The sequence below is a fragment of the Pseudomonas sp. FSL R10-2189 genome, assembly GCF_009600325.1.
GTDB lineage: Bacteria > Pseudomonadota > Gammaproteobacteria > Pseudomonadales > Pseudomonadaceae > Aquipseudomonas > Aquipseudomonas helleri.
Genome location: NZ_WIVZ01000004.1, coordinates 80,952 through 95,861 on the forward strand (window position 1 = coordinate 80,952; position 14,910 = coordinate 95,861).

19 protein-coding genes are annotated in these 14,910 nt (G+C 57.8%); 9 read left to right on the plus strand and 10 right to left on the minus strand.

Annotated features, from left to right (window positions below; all coding sequences use genetic code 11):
- Window positions 1-33 precede the first annotated feature (33 nt).
- The 6 genes from pmbA to GHO32_RS04805 all read left to right on the plus strand — a co-directional run bounded on the left by pmbA (window position 34) and on the right by GHO32_RS04805 (window position 5,362).
- Window positions 34-1,380 carry a metalloprotease PmbA gene (pmbA, locus tag GHO32_RS04780; RefSeq protein ID WP_153333337.1) on the plus strand — a complete coding sequence of 449 codons (1,347 nt, stop codon included), beginning with the start codon at window positions 34-36 and terminating at the stop codon, window positions 1,378-1,380.
- Between the two features lie 200 nt (window positions 1,381-1,580).
- Complete coding sequence (locus GHO32_RS04785; protein ID WP_048368376.1) at window positions 1,581-1,976, plus strand: hypothetical protein; 396 nt, start codon at window positions 1,581-1,583, stop codon at window positions 1,974-1,976.
- On the plus strand, window positions 1,969-3,345 hold the full coding sequence (locus GHO32_RS04790) for an aspartate ammonia-lyase (RefSeq protein ID WP_153333335.1): 1,377 nt from the start codon (window positions 1,969-1,971) through the stop codon (window positions 3,343-3,345). The genes GHO32_RS04785 and GHO32_RS04790 overlap by 8 nt, the downstream gene beginning before the upstream one ends.
- A 33-nt stretch (window positions 3,346-3,378) precedes the next feature.
- Window positions 3,379-3,828, plus strand: a complete 450-nt coding sequence (locus GHO32_RS04795; protein ID WP_153333333.1) for a hypothetical protein — start codon at window positions 3,379-3,381, stop codon at window positions 3,826-3,828.
- Between the two features lies 1 nt (window position 3,829).
- A complete protein-coding gene (locus tag GHO32_RS04800; RefSeq protein ID WP_153333331.1) occupies window positions 3,830-4,441 on the plus strand; it encodes a superoxide dismutase in 612 nt (203 codons plus the stop codon).
- A 27-nt stretch (window positions 4,442-4,468) separates the two neighbouring features.
- The gene (locus GHO32_RS04805; RefSeq protein ID WP_153331367.1) at window positions 4,469-5,362 is read left to right on the plus strand and encodes a ZIP family metal transporter; all 894 of its coding nucleotides are present in this window, start codon (window positions 4,469-4,471) and stop codon (window positions 5,360-5,362) included.
- 108 nt (window positions 5,363-5,470) lie between these two features.
- On the opposite strand, the gene GHO32_RS04810 is transcribed toward GHO32_RS04805, so the two are convergent.
- From GHO32_RS04810 to GHO32_RS04855, 10 genes are all read right to left on the minus strand, one after another.
- Window positions 5,471-5,743 carry an HPr family phosphocarrier protein gene (locus GHO32_RS04810; RefSeq protein ID WP_048368368.1) on the minus strand — a complete coding sequence of 91 codons (273 nt, stop codon included), beginning with the start codon at window positions 5,741-5,743 and terminating at the stop codon, window positions 5,471-5,473.
- 16 nt (window positions 5,744-5,759) lie between these two features.
- On the minus strand, window positions 5,760-6,617 hold the full coding sequence (gene rapZ / locus GHO32_RS04815) for an RNase adapter RapZ (protein ID WP_048368367.1): 858 nt from the start codon (window positions 6,615-6,617) through the stop codon (window positions 5,760-5,762).
- 2 nt (window positions 6,618-6,619) lie between these two features.
- On the minus strand, window positions 6,620-7,084 hold the full coding sequence (gene ptsN, locus GHO32_RS04820) for a PTS IIA-like nitrogen regulatory protein PtsN (protein WP_123749611.1): 465 nt from the start codon (window positions 7,082-7,084) through the stop codon (window positions 6,620-6,622).
- 12 nt (window positions 7,085-7,096) lie between these two features.
- The gene (gene hpf / locus GHO32_RS04825) at window positions 7,097-7,405 is read right to left on the minus strand and encodes a ribosome hibernation-promoting factor, HPF/YfiA family (protein WP_123749612.1); all 309 of its coding nucleotides are present in this window, start codon (window positions 7,403-7,405) and stop codon (window positions 7,097-7,099) included.
- 75 nt (window positions 7,406-7,480) lie between these two features.
- Entirely contained in the window at window positions 7,481-8,977 is a 1,497-nt protein-coding gene (locus GHO32_RS04830; RefSeq protein WP_048390283.1) for an RNA polymerase factor sigma-54, read from the minus strand.
- A gap of 224 nt (window positions 8,978-9,201) precedes the next feature.
- Window positions 9,202-9,927 (minus strand): LPS export ABC transporter ATP-binding protein, encoded by a 726-nt coding sequence (gene lptB / locus GHO32_RS04835; RefSeq protein ID WP_048368360.1) that lies wholly within the window; start codon window positions 9,925-9,927, stop codon window positions 9,202-9,204.
- Window positions 9,927-10,472: a lipopolysaccharide transport periplasmic protein LptA gene (gene lptA, locus GHO32_RS04840; RefSeq protein WP_048368358.1), complete on the minus strand. Its 546-nt coding sequence runs from the start codon at window positions 10,470-10,472 to the stop codon at window positions 9,927-9,929. Before lptA ends, lptB begins: the two co-directional genes overlap by 1 nt.
- Complete coding sequence (gene lptC, locus GHO32_RS04845) at window positions 10,459-11,031, minus strand: LPS export ABC transporter periplasmic protein LptC (RefSeq protein ID WP_153333329.1); 573 nt, start codon at window positions 11,029-11,031, stop codon at window positions 10,459-10,461. The genes lptA and lptC overlap by 14 nt, the downstream gene beginning before the upstream one ends.
- 8 nt (window positions 11,032-11,039) lie before the next feature.
- Entirely contained in the window at window positions 11,040-11,564 is a 525-nt protein-coding gene (locus GHO32_RS04850; protein WP_048390280.1) for an HAD family hydrolase, read from the minus strand.
- On the minus strand, window positions 11,564-12,538 hold the full coding sequence (locus GHO32_RS04855; RefSeq protein WP_153333327.1) for a KpsF/GutQ family sugar-phosphate isomerase: 975 nt from the start codon (window positions 12,536-12,538) through the stop codon (window positions 11,564-11,566). The genes GHO32_RS04850 and GHO32_RS04855 overlap by 1 nt, the downstream gene beginning before the upstream one ends.
- A gap of 292 nt (window positions 12,539-12,830) precedes the next feature.
- Here GHO32_RS04855 and GHO32_RS04860 point away from each other — a divergent pair, with 292 nt between their 5' ends.
- From GHO32_RS04860 to mlaD, 3 genes are read left to right on the plus strand one after another with little or no spacing between them, the layout of a single operon-like run.
- Window positions 12,831-13,640, plus strand: a complete 810-nt coding sequence (locus GHO32_RS04860) for an ATP-binding cassette domain-containing protein (protein ID WP_048368349.1) — start codon at window positions 12,831-12,833, stop codon at window positions 13,638-13,640.
- Complete coding sequence (mlaE, locus tag GHO32_RS04865) at window positions 13,640-14,437, plus strand: lipid asymmetry maintenance ABC transporter permease subunit MlaE (RefSeq protein WP_048368347.1); 798 nt, start codon at window positions 13,640-13,642, stop codon at window positions 14,435-14,437. The genes GHO32_RS04860 and mlaE overlap by 1 nt, the downstream gene beginning before the upstream one ends.
- Complete coding sequence (mlaD, locus tag GHO32_RS04870; protein WP_048368345.1) at window positions 14,437-14,904, plus strand: outer membrane lipid asymmetry maintenance protein MlaD; 468 nt, start codon at window positions 14,437-14,439, stop codon at window positions 14,902-14,904. Before mlaE ends, mlaD begins: the two co-directional genes overlap by 1 nt.
- Window positions 14,905-14,910 lie beyond the last annotated feature (6 nt).

A 14,910-nucleotide genomic window follows, 5' to 3' on the forward strand; every position in this document is an offset into this window, starting at 1 on the left:
CCTACCGAAAACAGAATTTGAGTGGAGAAAACCATGAGTGCAGTACAAAGCGTCGGCCCGCAGGCCTTGCCGGCACTGCAACAGCAGGTCGAGCAAATCATCGCCGAAGCCAAGCGCCAGGGCGCCAGCGCCTGCGAAGTCGCGGTGTCGCTGGAGCAGGGCCTGTCGACCTCTGTACGCCAGCGCGAAGTCGAAACCGTTGAGTTCAATCGCGACCAGGGTTTTGGCATCACGCTCTATGTAGGACAGCGCAAAGGCTCGGCCAGCACCTCGGCCAGCGGCCCGGATGCTATCCGCGAAACCGTCGCGGCCGCTTTGGCGATTGCCAAGCACACCTCCGAAGACGAAAGCTCGGGCCTGGCCGACGCCAGCCTGATGGCCCGCGACCTGAAAGATTTTGATGTGTTCCACACCTGGGACATCACCCCGGAACAAGCCATCGAAAAGGCTTTGGCCTGCGAAGCTGCGGCTTTTGACGCTGACAGCCGCATCAAAAATGCCGACGGCACCACCCTCAGCACCCACCAGGGCTGCCGTGTGTACGGCAACAGCAATGGCTTTATCGGTGGTTCGGCGTCTACCCGCCACAGCTTGAGCTGCGTGATGATCGCCGAAGGCGACGGGCAAATGCAGCGTGACTACTGGTATGACGTGAACTGCCAAGGCGAGTTGCTGATGGACGCCGTCAGCATCGGCCAGCGCGCCGCAGAACGCGCCGCTCGCCGCTTGGGTTCGCGCCCGGTGCCGACCTGCGAAGTCCCGGTATTGTTCTCGGCTGAACTGGCCGGTGGCTTGTTTGGCAGCTTTTTGGGCGCGATTTCGGGGGGCAACCTGCACCGTAAATCGTCGTTCTTGCTGGATGCGTTGGGCCAGCAGATTTTCCCTGAATGGCTGACCCTGGACGAGCGTCCGCATCTGGTCCGGGCCATGGGCAGTTCCTCCTTCGATAACGACGGCCTGGCGACTTACGCCAAACCGTTTATCAAGGATGGCGAGTTGGTGTCCTACATCCTCAGCACATACTCGGGCCGCAAACTGGGCCTGCCCAGCACCGCCAACGCGGGCGGCGTGCACAACCTGTTCGTGACCCACGGTGACGAAGACCAGGCGGCCCTGATCCGCCGCATGGGCCGGGGTTTGCTGGTGACTGAACTGATGGGCAGCGGCCTCAACATGGTCACGGGCGACTACTCCCGTGGCGCGGCGGGTTTCTGGGTTGAGAACGGTGAAATCCAGTTCCCCGTTCAAGAAGTGACCATCGCGGGCAACATGCGTGACATGTTCAAACAGATCGTTGCCGTGGGTAACGACCTGGAACTGCGCAGCAACATCCGCACCGGTTCGGTGCTGATCGAGCGCATGACCGTCGCGGGCAGCTAAACCTTCCCGGTTGTAATCAAGGCGTATCACCTGCACGGGTGATACGCCTTTTTTTTAAACCCAACCTCTGTAGGAGCGAGCTTGCCTCGCGATCTTTTACAGGATTAAGAGATCGCGAGACAAAGGTCTGTCTAAGGCAGGCTTGTTTTGATAATCAATATCGCCTAATAATGAATCTCATTATCGAGCGAGCCTAGGTCATGAGTTCAGCCTTGCATGAAGGCCCTTATCTGGAAAGTTGGCGCTGGATGAGCCGTCAGATCCGTTGCGGCCTGGCGCCCGACGAGCCGCGCCTGATTGAGCACTATCTGGCCGAGGGCCGATACCTGGCCGGTTGCACGGCGACTTCTCCCTGGATGATTTCTGCTACCGCGTTCCGGCTCTTGCTGGACACCGCCGCTGATACGGCCCTGCCTTGGCACTGGCGCAACCTGTGCCTGGACCATGCATGGCGCCCGCTGCGCGATATGGAAACTCAAGCCCTGTGTAACTGCCGCCTCAAGCGCTGGCAAAGTTTTGCCTGGCAATTGGCGACCTGCGAACTCGAACCTTCAATTTCTTTAACAGAACTGCTGCAAGGATTTCCTGATGAGTAATACGCGTATCGAACGGGACAGCATGGGTGAATTGCACGTGCCTGAGGCCGCGCTGTATGGCGCGCAAACACAACGTGCGGTAGACAACTTCCCGATCAGCCATCAACGCATGCCCGCGCAATTCATTCGCGCCCTGATTCTGGCCAAGGCCGCTGCCGCCAAAGCCAATGTTGAACTCAAGCAAATCAGCGAAGCGCAGGGCAATGCCATTGTCGAAGCCACGCAGATCCTGCTGTCCGGCGATTTCATGGAGCACTTCCCGGTGGATATTTTCCAGACCGGTTCGGGCACCAGTTCCAACATGAACGCCAACGAAGTCATCGCCACACTGGCAACCCGCGTGCTGGGCGGAGTGGTCAACCCCAACGATCACGTCAACTGCGGGCAAAGCAGCAACGACATTATCCCGACCACCATTCACGTCAGCGCTGCACTGGGCTTGCACGAAGAACTGCTGCCGGCCCTCAAGCATCTGGTCGAGGTGATCGAGCACAAGGCCGAGCAGGTTCACGTTTACGTTAAAACCGGGCGTACACACCTGATGGACGCCATGCCGGTGCGCATGAGCCAGGTGCTCAATGGCTGGGCGCAGCAGCTCAAGGCCAATATCGAGCACCTGCACACTCTGCAACCGGCCTTGCAGTCGCTGGCCCAGGGCGGCACGGCGGTGGGCACGGGGATCAACGCGCACCCGCAATTCGCCGCGCTGTTCAGCCAGCAACTCAGTGCGCTGACCCACGTGCAATTCACGCCGGGTAAAGACCTGTTTGCCTTGATTGGCTCACAGGACACTGCCGTATCTGTTTCGGGCCAGCTTAAAGCGACCGCTGTATCGCTGATGAAAATCGCCAACGACCTGCGCTGGATGAACTCTGGCCCGCTGGCAGGCTTGGGCGAAATTGAACTGCAAGGCTTGCAGCCGGGCTCGTCAATCATGCCGGGCAAGGTCAACCCGGTGATCCCGGAAGCCACCGCCATGGTCGCTGCCCAGGTGATCGGCAATGACACGGTGATCACTATCGCCGGGCAGTCAGGCAACTTTGAGCTCAACGTGATGCTGCCGGTGATTGCGCACAACCTGTTGAGCAGCATCGAGCTGTTGGCCAACTCCAGCCGCTTGCTGGCGGACAAAGCCATTGCCACCTTCAAGGTCAACGAAGCCAAGCTCAAGGAAGCGCTGTCGCGCAACCCGATCCTGGTCACGGCGCTGAACCCGATCATCGGCTATCAAAAAGCGGCGGAAATTGCCAAGGCCGCCTACCAGCAGGGGCGCCCGGTGATTGACGTAGCCCTTGAGTACACCGATCTGTCGCGCAGCCAGCTTGAAGTGTTGCTCAACCCCGAGAAATTGACCGCCGGCGGCGTTTAATCCCACGCCCCACTCACTGCTTTGGAGGTTCACATGGAGCACTGGAAACGCACGATCGAAAGAGCCAACCGCTGTTTCGCTGAGGGCGAGCTGGTCGATGCCCGAGAACATTACTTGCAGGCGCTGGCACTGGCACAAGTGCTGTTTGAGCGCTGGAGTGATGCCGACGAAGCAGTGGCGGCCTGTGTCATTTCCCACCACAACCTGGCGGATCTGCATTTGCGCCTTAACCAGCCGGAGGAGAGCGTTGAGTACCTGTGCGCGATTCACCAGCGGTTACTGCAAACCATGCAGAACCCCCGCCTGGCGCCTGCGCTGCGTGAAGCAGCGCTGCGTCAGAGCAGCAAAACCTACGTTGAGCTTTTGAACTTTATCAGCGATCACGGCGAATACCCGCGTTCCGAGCTGTTGCTCAAAAGCCCTGTGACTCAGTCAAGTCACGAACTCTCAACCGTCAGCGGCCATCACTCAGGAGCACATTGATATGACTTACACCTTGCCTGCCTTGCCTTACGCCTACGACGCGCTTGAGCCGCATATCGATGCGCAAACCATGGAAATTCACTACACCAAGCACCATCAGACCTACATCAACAACCTCAATGCCGCGGTCGATGGCACGGAGTGGGCAAAATGGCCAGTTGAAAAACTGGTCGCCAGCGTCCAGGAACTGCCAGAAAAACTGCGTGCAGCGGTGATCAACCAGGGCGGCGGGCATGCCAACCACTCACTGTTCTGGGAAGTCATGAGCCCAACCGGCGGCGGCACCCCAAAAGGCGCATTGGCCAAGGCCATTGATGAACAGTTAGGTGGGCTGGAGACGTTCAAGGAAAACTTCACCAAAGCGGCCTTGACCCGTTTCGGCAGCGGCTGGGCTTGGCTCAGCGTGACGCCCGAGAAAAAACTGGTCATCGAAAGCAGCGGTAACCAGGACAGCCCACTGATGAACGGCAACACCCCGATTCTGGGGCTGGACGTTTGGGAGCACGCTTATTATCTGCGTTATCAGAACCGCCGTCCGGAATACATTAATGCGTTTTACAACGTGATTAATTGGCCCGAAGTCGAGCGGCGCTATGCAGCTGCGATTGCCTAAGCCGACCCAGAAGGATTCAGGCAGATTATGGGCACGCAAATATTAGCGGTGGGTGGCGTGCGGATGTTCCGCTATGCGCTGGGCACGCTCTTGCTGTTGGCGGGCACGGCCTTGCTGGTGGCCAAGGGGTTGGTCTGGCTGGATCTTGAACCCAGGTTGTTGCGGGCTCTGCAAGGCGGTGCGCTGTGTGCGCTGGGCACCGCTTTGGGCGCCGTGCCGGTATTGGTTATCCGCAAAATGCCGGTTGCGGTGAGCGACACCTTGCTGGGTTTTGGGGCGGGGGTCATGTTGGCGGCCACGGCATTTTCGTTGATTGTGCCGGGCATTACGGCTGCACAAAATCTTGGGCTGTCGTCATGGGGCGCCAGCGGCCTGGTCAGTGCGGGTATTTTGCTGGGGGCATTTTTTCTGTTTCTGGTCGACCTCAAGGTCTCCGGGGCTGCCCCTGAAATGATCATCAGCAAGCCCGGCGAGCCCGTGATTGCGCCGCGCATCTGGCTGTTCGTGATTGCCATCATTGCGCACAACATCCCGGAAGGGATGGCGGTCGGGGTGTCAGCGGGCGGCGGCATGCCAGATGCTGACAGCCTGGCGATGGGCATTGCCTTGCAGGACGTCCCGGAGGGCCTGGTGATCGCGCTGGTACTGGCGGGTGCAGGCATGTCACGGGTCAAGGCGTTCTTGATCGGTGCGGCCTCCGGCCTGGTAGAGCCGGTGTTTGCGCTGCTGTGTGCCTGGCTGGTCAACCTGGCCGAAGTGTTATTGCCATTTGGGCTGGCGTTGGCGGCGGGTGCGATGTTGTTGGTGGTCACTCAAGAAGTGATCCCCGAATCGCGGCGCAATGGTCACGAAAAGCTCGCAAGCCTGGGCTTGTGCATCGGCTTTTGCCTGATGATGGTGATGGACACCGCACTGGGCTAACGTCCGCATTGATGCCCTAAAAACCCGTAGGAGCGAGCTTGCCTCGCGATCTTTTGATCTTAAAAGATCGCGAGGCAAGCTCGCGCCTACGGTACGCCGGGCTGCTCTTCACTCACCCTCATCGAAGTAGTTGTTGATGAGTTTGACCAGTGCGTCGAGCGCTTCCTGTTCCTGCTCGCCTTCAGTCTTCAAATGGATCTTGGTGCCTTTGCCGGCAGCGAGCATCATCATGGCCATGATGCTCTTGCCGTCGACCATGGATTCAGGGGTACGACCCGCTCTTACCTGACACGGGAACTTCCCGGCGACGCCGACGAATTTTGCTGATGCCCGAGCGTGCAAGCCCAGTTTGTTGATGATTTCGATTTCCAGAGCAGGCATCGCGGGGTGGGTCCTTTCAGGTCAGGTCGCGGTGGCGAACCTGGACGTTCTTAAGAGTTTCTTGCAGGCATTTGCCAAGCCGCTCGGTCAGGTACACCGAGCGGTGGTGCCCGCCTGTGCAGCCGATAGCAATGGTCACATAAGCACGATTGCTGGCGGCAAAGCGGGGTAGCCATTTAAGCAGGTAGCTGGAGATGTCCTGAAACATCTCTTCAACATCCGGCTGTGCGGCGAGGTAATCCGCCACGGGTTGATCCAGGCCCGACTGTTCGCGCAGTTCTGGTTTCCAGTACGGGTTGGGCAGGCAGCGCACGTCAAACACCAGGTCAGCGTCTACCGGCATGCCGCGCTTGAAGCCAAACGATTCAATCAGGAACGCAGTGCCCGGTTCGGGCTTGTTCAGCAGGCGCAACTTGATCGTATCGCGCAACTGATACAGGTTCAGATTGGTGGTGTTGACGGTCAGGTCGGCGAGGTCGGCAATTGGCCCCAGCAAGTGGGTTTCATCGCGAATGGCTTCTGCCAGCGAGCGGCTTTCACTGCTCAGCGGGTGCCGACGACGGGTTTCCGAGAAGCGCTTGAGCAGGGTTTCTTCATCGGCATCCAGATACAGGACATCGCACTGGATATGCCGGTTGCGCACTTCTTCGAGCAATTGCGGAAAGCGTGACAGATGGCTCGGCAGGTTACGCGCATCAATGGAGACGGCGACCAGCGGTTGCGGTAATTCTGTATGGATCAGTGCGCGTTCAGCCAGCTCAGGCAGCAAGCCGGCCGGCAGGTTGTCGATGCAATAAAAACCGTTGTCTTCGAGGACTGCGAGGGCTGTACTTTTTCCGGAGCCGGAGCGTCCGCTGACAATGACTAAGCGCATGATTAATGACCGTTCTGTACGTCCAGAACAACCTGATACAACGCTTCGTTGCTGGGTGCGCTGCGCAATCTTTCACGCACGTCTTTGCGGTCGAGCATGCTGGCGATCTGCCGGAGCAGTTCCAGGTGCGCATCGGTAGCCGCTTGTGGCACCAGCAAAACGAACAAAAGGTCGACCGGTGCGCCATCGATGGCGTCGAAATCTATGGGTGCGTCCAGGTGCAGCAAGGCGCTGATGGGCGACTCGCAGCCAGCCAGACGGCAATGAGGTATTGCGATGCCGTTGCCAAAACCGGTGGAGCCCAGTTTTTCACGGGCGATCAGCGCCTCAAACACTTTTTGCTCGTCCAGATCAGGTACTTCGCGGCTGATCAGTTGGGCAATCAGTTCGAGTGCGCGCTTTTTACTGCCGCCCGGCGCGTTCACCAGGGAACGGCCGGGGGTCAGGATAGTTTCAAGTCGAATCATGGTGATGGAGTATTAACGACCCGTTGCGCCCTGGAGCAGGCTTTGAGTCTTTTCCTTATGCTTTTTCAGTTGGCGATCAAGCTTCTCGTAGAGGCTGTCGATGGCGGCGTACATGTCTTCATTGACCGCATTGCCGACAACTTCTCCGCCGGGAATATTGAGAGTGGCTTCGATTTTCTGTTGAAGCTTTTCAACAGAGAGGATCACCTGCACGTTGGTGATTTTGTCGTAGTGACGTTCCAGACGTGCGAGTTTGTCATTGATCGAGTCGCGCAGCGCTTGGGTGACTTCCAGATGTTGTCCACTGATGTTGACTTGCATACAGTTTCTCCTTCTGTTGCCATTGCATAAAGTGACAGGCCGAAGCGCCTGCCACTGAAACGCTGTGACCCGTACTTACATCAAACGCTTGCGTTCGCTCGAAGGCGCAATCCCAAGGGATTCGCGGTACTTGGCGACGGTGCGACGGGCCACCTGAATGCCTTGTGCCTCCAGTAAACCAGCGATCTTGCTGTCACTCAACGGCTTTTTCTGATTTTCAGCGGCGACCAGTTTTTTGATGATCGCGCGGATCGCGGTGGACGAGCATTCACCGCCTTCCGAGGTGCTGACGTGGCTGGAAAAAAAGTACTTCAATTCATAAATACCGCGCGGGGTATGCATGAATTTTTGTGTGGTGACGCGCGAAATCGTTGATTCGTGCATGCCGACCGCTTCTGCGATGTCATGCAGTACCAGCGGCTTCATGGCCTCATCGCCATATTCCAGAAAGCCACGCTGATGCTCGACGATTTGGGTCGCTACTTTCATCAGTGTTTCATTGCGGCTCTGCAGGCTTTTGATAAACCAGCGGGCTTCTTGCAACTGGTTGCGCATGAAGGTGTTGTCGGCGCTGGTGTCGGCACGGCGCACGAAGCCTGCGTATTGCGGGTTGACCCGCAGGCGTGGCACCGACTCCTGGTTCAGCTCGACCAGCCAGCGGTCGTTGTCCTTGCGAACGATGACGTCAGGAACCACGTATTCCGCTTCGCTGGACTCGATTTGCGAACCCGGACGCGGGTTGAGGCTTTGCACCAGTTCAATGACCTGGCGCAGCTCGTCTTCCTTGAGCTTCATGCGCCGCATCAGTTGGCTGTAGTCACGCGCGCCGAGCAAGTCGATGTAGTCGGTGACCAGGCGCTTGGCTTCATTGATCCAGGGCGTCTTGGCGGGCAACTGGCGCAGTTGCAGCAGCAAGCACTCGCCCAGGTTGCGGGCGCCAATGCCGGCTGGCTCAAATTGTTGAATGCGGTGCAAGACGGCTTCGATCTCGTCGAGTTCGATATCGAGTTCCGGATCAAAGGCTTCCAGAATTTCTTCGAGTGTTTCGTCGAGGTAACCCTGGTTGTTGATGCAGTCGATGAGTGTCACAGCGATCAGGCGATCGGTGTCCGACATCGGTGCCAGGTTCAATTGCCACAACAGATGGCTTTGCAGGCTTTCGCCGGCCGAGGTACGGGTGGTGAAGTCCCACTCGTCATCATCGCTGCTGGGCAGGCTGCTGGCGCTGGTCTGGTAGATGTCTTCCCAGGCGGTATCGACCGGCAGTTCGTTGGGGATACGCTCGCTCCAGTCGCCGTCTTCCAGGTTGTCCACGGTAGGGGCGGACTCTTGCTGGTAGGAAGGCTCCTGAATATCGCTGTTGGGTTTTTGCTCGATGTTGTCAGCCAGAGGGTCCGAGTTGTCGAAGTCGTCGCCTTCTTCCTGGCGTTCGAGCATCGGATTGGATTCCAGGGCCTCCTGGATTTCCTGTTGCAGGTCCAGGGTCGACAGTTGGAGCAAACGGATGGCTTGTTGCAGCTGAGGCGTCATCGTCAGCTGCTGGCCCATTCTCAAGACTAGCGATGGTTTCATGGCAGGGGCTTAACACCTTATTCGCCGGCGCGCATGGCGCCATCCACTACAGGGCGCGTGAGCGCCAAACTTAAGCAAATTATATGCCTGAAAGCGGGGCGTTTGCCTAGGGGGCATTTTTAATAAGTTTGTGCTAGGGCGGCAATCTGCGGCAGGGCGCCACTTGAAGGATTCGGCAACACGGGCGGTTGCCGGGTGCTTCAAATGGCGCTCAGTGTGCAGCTTTAGAGGCGGAACTCGTGGCCTAGATACACTTCTCGCACCAACTTGTTGGCGAGAATCGTTTCAGCATCGCCTTCAGCGATCAATTGACCGTCGTTGACGATGTAGGCTGTTTCGCAAATATCGAGCGTCTCACGGACGTTGTGGTCAGTGATCAGCACGCCAATGCCTTTGGCCTTGAGGTGGTGAATGATTTGCTTGATATCGCCCACCGAGATGGGGTCAACGCCTGCAAAAGGTTCATCGAGCAGGATGAACTTGGGGTTGGTCGCCAGGGCACGGGCGATTTCTACACGGCGACGCTCACCGCCGGACAGGCTCATGCCGAGGTTGTCGCGGATGTGATTGATATGGAACTCCTGCAGCAGGCTTTCCAGCTCTTTGCGGCGGCCAGCCTTGTCGAGCTCCTTGCGTGTCTCAAGAATCGCCATGATGTTATCGGCGACTGACAGCTTGCGGAAGATCGAGGCTTCTTGCGGCAGGTAGCCGATGCCGGCGCGTGCGCGACCGTGCATGGGCTGGTGGCTGACGTCCAGGTCGTCGATCAGCACACGGCCCTGATCCGCTTGTACCAGGCCGACGATCATGTAGAAGCAGGTGGTTTTACCCGCGCCGTTAGGCCCGAGCAAACCGACGATCTGCCCGCTGTCGATCGACAGGCTGACATCGCGTACCACTTGGCGACTCTTGTAGCTTTTAGCCAGATGCTGGGCTTTCAGGGTTGCCATTACTGGGCCTTCTGCTGGTCGGTTTTACTCTTTGGCTGGATCACCATGTCAATGCGTGGACGAGGCGCAGTGACGTTCGTGCCATTGGCCCGGCCGGCATTGGCGACTTGCTTCACGGTGTCGTAGACGATCTTCTCGCCTTCGGTCGTGTTGCCTTCGTTGATGACTTTAGCCTTGTCGATCAGCACGATGCGGTTTTGCGGCGCGTGATATTGAATCGTCACGGCGTACGCCTGAACCGGTTTCGGGTCACCCACTTTTTGCAGTTGTTCGAAATAAGCCAGGTTGCCGACCGAGGTCACCACGTCAATATCGCCCGCTGCGGTGCGGGTAAGGGTGACGGTGTTACCGGTAATTTTCATGGACCCTTGGGTGATGATCACATCGCCCTTGTAAGTCGCAACGCCTTGCTTGTCATCCAGTTGGGCTTCGTCGGCCTGGATACGGATAGGCTGCTTGTTGTCATCCGGCAGAGCCCAGGCGCTCGCGCTTCCCAGTGCTGCGCTCAGGCTGAGCAATAAAGGGAGGGTTTTAACGAGACTCATACTGTCCTCTTACGTTGGACAGCAGGTCCATCCTGCCGTCTTTCAAATATGCTTTCATTCCCTTACCAGTCGTCACACCACCGGCGCCGTCGATTCTAACGTCTCGGTCGGTCTGCGCATATTCCTTCTGTGGGAATACAGTCATGCGGGTCGTGGTAATAATCGTAGTGCGGTTTTTATCGTCGGTGCGTGCAACGCGCACAGAATCGATGAGTTCGACCTGAGTACCGTCCGGGTTAACTTCGCCGCGCTCGCTCTGAACGTGCCACGGGAAGGGTGTGCCGCGGAAAATTTGCATATCTGGCTTGGTCATTAATGTGACTTCAGAAGCCTGCAAATGTTCGACCTTGTCAGATGTCAGCTCATATTGCAGCTTGCCATCGGGCAAGAACTGCAAGCTGTGAGCATTGATTGCGTAATAGTCGATAGCGGTGTCATCGACAGGCGCAACAGGCTTGTCGAGAAAGCGCTCCGGGCTGATATTCCAGTAGCCAACGGCCGCAAACAGCGCGGCAATGACTGCGAATAACAGAATGTTGCGAATCTTTTTACTCAGCATAAAACGCTCTATAAGTAGGCGGCGAGGGCTGCGTCAAGGCGCCCTTGAGCGCGCAGGATCAGCTCGCAAAATTCGCGGGCGGCACCTTCGCCACCGCGTGCCTGGGTAGTGCCGTGGGCGTGCTCGCGAACAAAACCGGCAGCGTTGGCCACCGCCATGCCCAGGCCGACCCGGCGTATGACGGGCAGGTCGGGCAGGTCGTCACCCAAGTAGGCAACCTGTTCATAGCTTAGGCCGAGTTGGCCGAGAAGCTCGTCCAATACCACCAATTTATCTTCGCGCCCCTGATAGAGGTGCGGGATGCCCAGGTTTTGTGCGCGCCGTTCAACGACCGGGGTCTTGCGACCACTGATGATTGCGGTCTGCACACCGCCAGCCATCAGCATCTTGATGCCTTGGCCGTCCAGAGTGTTGAAGGTCTTGAATTCGCTGCCGTCTTCGAGGAAGTACAGGCGACCGTCGGTCAGTACGCCGTCGACGTCAAAAACAGCGAGTTTGATGTGTTTGCCACGCTCAAGCAGATCGCTGGTCATTACATTACTCCTGCGCGCAACAAGTCGTGCATGTTCAAGGCGCCCACCGGGCGATCATCCTTGTCGACCACGACCAGCGCGCTGATCTTGTGGTCTTCCATGATTTTCAGGGCTTCGGCGGCCAGCATGTCGGCCTTGGCCGTTTTGCCGTGCGGCGTCATGACCGAGTCGATGGTTGCATTGCGAATATCGATTTCGCGGTCCAGGGTGCGGCGCAAGTCGCCGTCAGTGAAGATCCCGGCCAGTCGCCCGTCTTCTTCAACGACAACGGTCATGCCAAGGCCTTTGCGGGTCATTTCCATCAAGGCGTCTTTAAGCAAGGTGCCGCGGACCACGTTTGGCAGTTCATCGCCAGAGTGCATCACGTTGTCGACTTTCAGCAGCAGGCGACGGCCCAGGGCGCCACCGGGGTGCGAGAAGGCGAAGTCTTCGGCGGTAAAGCCGCGCGCTTCGAGCAATGCCACGGCCAGGGCGTCGCCCATGACCAGCGCTGCGGTGGTCGAGGAAGTCGGCGCCAGGTTCAGTGGGCAGGCTTCGTGGGCAACATGAACGTTGAGGTTCACCTCGGCGGCTTTGGCCAGCGTCGAGTTCGGGTTGCCGGTCACGCTGATCAGTTTGATGCCCAGGCGCTTGATCAGTGGCAGCAGGGTAACGATTTCGGCCGTGGTGCCGGAGTTCGACAAGGCCAGAATGATGTCATCGCTGGTGATCATGCCCATGTCGCCATGGCTGGCTTCTGCGGGATGAACAAAAAAAGCCGTGGTGCCGGTGCTGGCCAGGGTGGCGGCAATTTTATTGCCGACATGCCCGGATTTGCCCATGCCGACCACGACAACCCGGCCTTTACTTGCCAGAATCATCTCGCAAGCGCGTACGAAATCAGCGTCGATATGAGCCAGCAAACCTTCGACGGCTTCCAGTTCAAGACGGATAGTACGGTGGGCAGATTGAATCAGGTCGCTGGATTGGCTCATGTTTGAAGTCGGGTAGCCTGAGAAAAGGCGACGATTATAGCGGTTATGCGCAATTCCCTCACGCTTGATCGTGATGCTTTGTTGCGCCAGGTTACAAGTCAGTGTCAGGACTGCGGTTAATTTGGCATTTATTAGCTGTCTGGAACCTGTGAGGGCACTCCTTCGGTCTTGGGCGGTCTGTATCAGCAGTGCTATAGTTCGCCGCCAGTTCGGCCCGCTCAGGAGCGCGAGCTTCTTAATAAGAAGCATGGTGTCCGGGTGAGAGGCAGAAGCTGCATCGCAAGGAGTTTAGATGAGCGCCGATAACGCCTACGCGGTCGAGCTGAAGGGAGTGTCCTTCAAGCGCGGTTCGCGCAGCATCTTCAATAATGTCGATATTCGAATTCCGCGTGGCAAAGTCACGGGAATCATGGGCCCGTCCGGCTGCGGCAAGACTACCCTGTTACGTTTGATGGGCATGCAACTGCGTCCCAGCAGCGGTGAAGTGTGGGTCAATGGCCAGAATCTGCCGACCCTGTCACGCAGCGACCTGTTCGATGCGCGCAAGCACATGGGCGTGTTGTTCCAGAGTGGCGCGTTGTTCACCGACCTGGACGTGTTCGAAAACGTAGCGTTCCCGCTGCGGGTTCACACCCAACTGCCAGAAGACATGATCCGTGACATCGTGCTGCTTAAATTGCAGGCCGTGGGGCTGCGCGGGGCAATCGATCTGATGCCCGATGAGCTGTCGGGCGGCATGAAGCGCCGGGTAGCCCTGGCGCGGGCGATTGCCATGGATCCGCAGATCCTGATGTATGACGAACCCTTTGTTGGCCAGGACCCGATTGCCATGGGGGTTCTGGTGCGGCTGATCCGTCTGCTCAACGACGCGTTGGGCATCACCAGCATTGTGGTGTCCCACGACCTGGCGGAGACGGCGAGTATTTCTGACTATCTTTATGTCGTCGGCGATGGCCAGGTGCTGGGGCAGGGCACGCCAGAAGAACTGATGAATGCGGATAACCCGCGCATTCGTCAATTCATGAACGGCGATCCGGACGGCCCGGTTCCGTTCCATTTTCCGGCGTCGGACTACCGAACCGATCTTCTGGGGAAGCGTTAATGCCCAAAAAATCAATGATTGACCGAATCGGGTTATTCGGCAGAGCCGGGATCGACATGGTCTCGGTACTGGGCCGTTCGACCATCTTCCTGTTCCATGCATTGCTTGGGCGTGGCGGCATTGGCGGCGGGTTTGGGCTGTTGCTCAAACAACTGCACTCTGTGGGCGTCATGTCGCTGGTCATCATCGTGGTGTCCGGTATTTTTATCGGCATGGTGCTGGCGCTGCAGGGCTTCAGTATCTTGTCCAGCTACGGTTCCGAGCAGGCGGTAGGGCAAATGGTTGCCTTGACCCTGTTGCGTGAGCTGGGGCCGGTGGTGACTGCCTTGCTGTTCGCCGGGCGTGCCGGGTCGGCGCTGACCGCCGAAATCGGCAACATGAAATCAACCGAACAGTTGTCCAGCCTGGAAATGATCGGTGTTGACCCGCTCAAATACATCATTGCGCCACGTTTGTGGGCCGGGTTCATTTCCCTGCCGGTGCTGGCGATGATTTTCAGTGTGGTCGGGATCTGGGGCGGTTCGTGGGTGGCAGTCGACTGGCTGGGTGTCTACGACGGTTCCTACTGGGCCAACATGCAGAACAGTGTGACCTTCAGTGGTGACGTGATTAACGGGATCATCAAAAGTATCGTGTTTGCTTTTGTAGTGACCTGGATTGCTGTGTTTCAAGGTTATGACTGCGAGCCCACATCAGAGGGGATCAGCCGTGCCACTACCAAAACCGTGGTGTATGCCTCTCTGGCAGTCCTCGGGTTGGACTTCATTTTGACTGCCTTGATGTTTGGAGATTTCTGATGCAAAACCGCACCATGGAAATCGGTGTCGGCCTGTTCCTGCTGGCTGGCATCCTGGCTTTACTGTTACTTGCCCTGCGAGTCAGTGGGCTGTCGCCGACTGCCAGCACGGACACCTACAAACTCTATGCCTACTTTGACAACATCGCCGGTCTGACGGTGCGCGCCAAAGTCACCATGGCAGGCGTCACCATCGGCAAGGTCACGGCAATTGACCTGGACCGTGACAACTTCACGGCACGCGTCACCCTGCAAGTGGAAAAGGATGTGAATAACCTGCCGACGGACTCGACAGCGTCTATCCTCACAGCCGGGCTGTTGGGCGAGAAGTACATCGGTATCAGCGTAGGCGGGGATGACGTTGTGCTCAAGGATGGTGGCACCATTCACGACACGCAATCGTCGCTGGTCCTCGAAGACCTGATCGGCAAGTTCCTCATGAACACCGTTAGCAAAGAAGCCAAATAAGGAGCC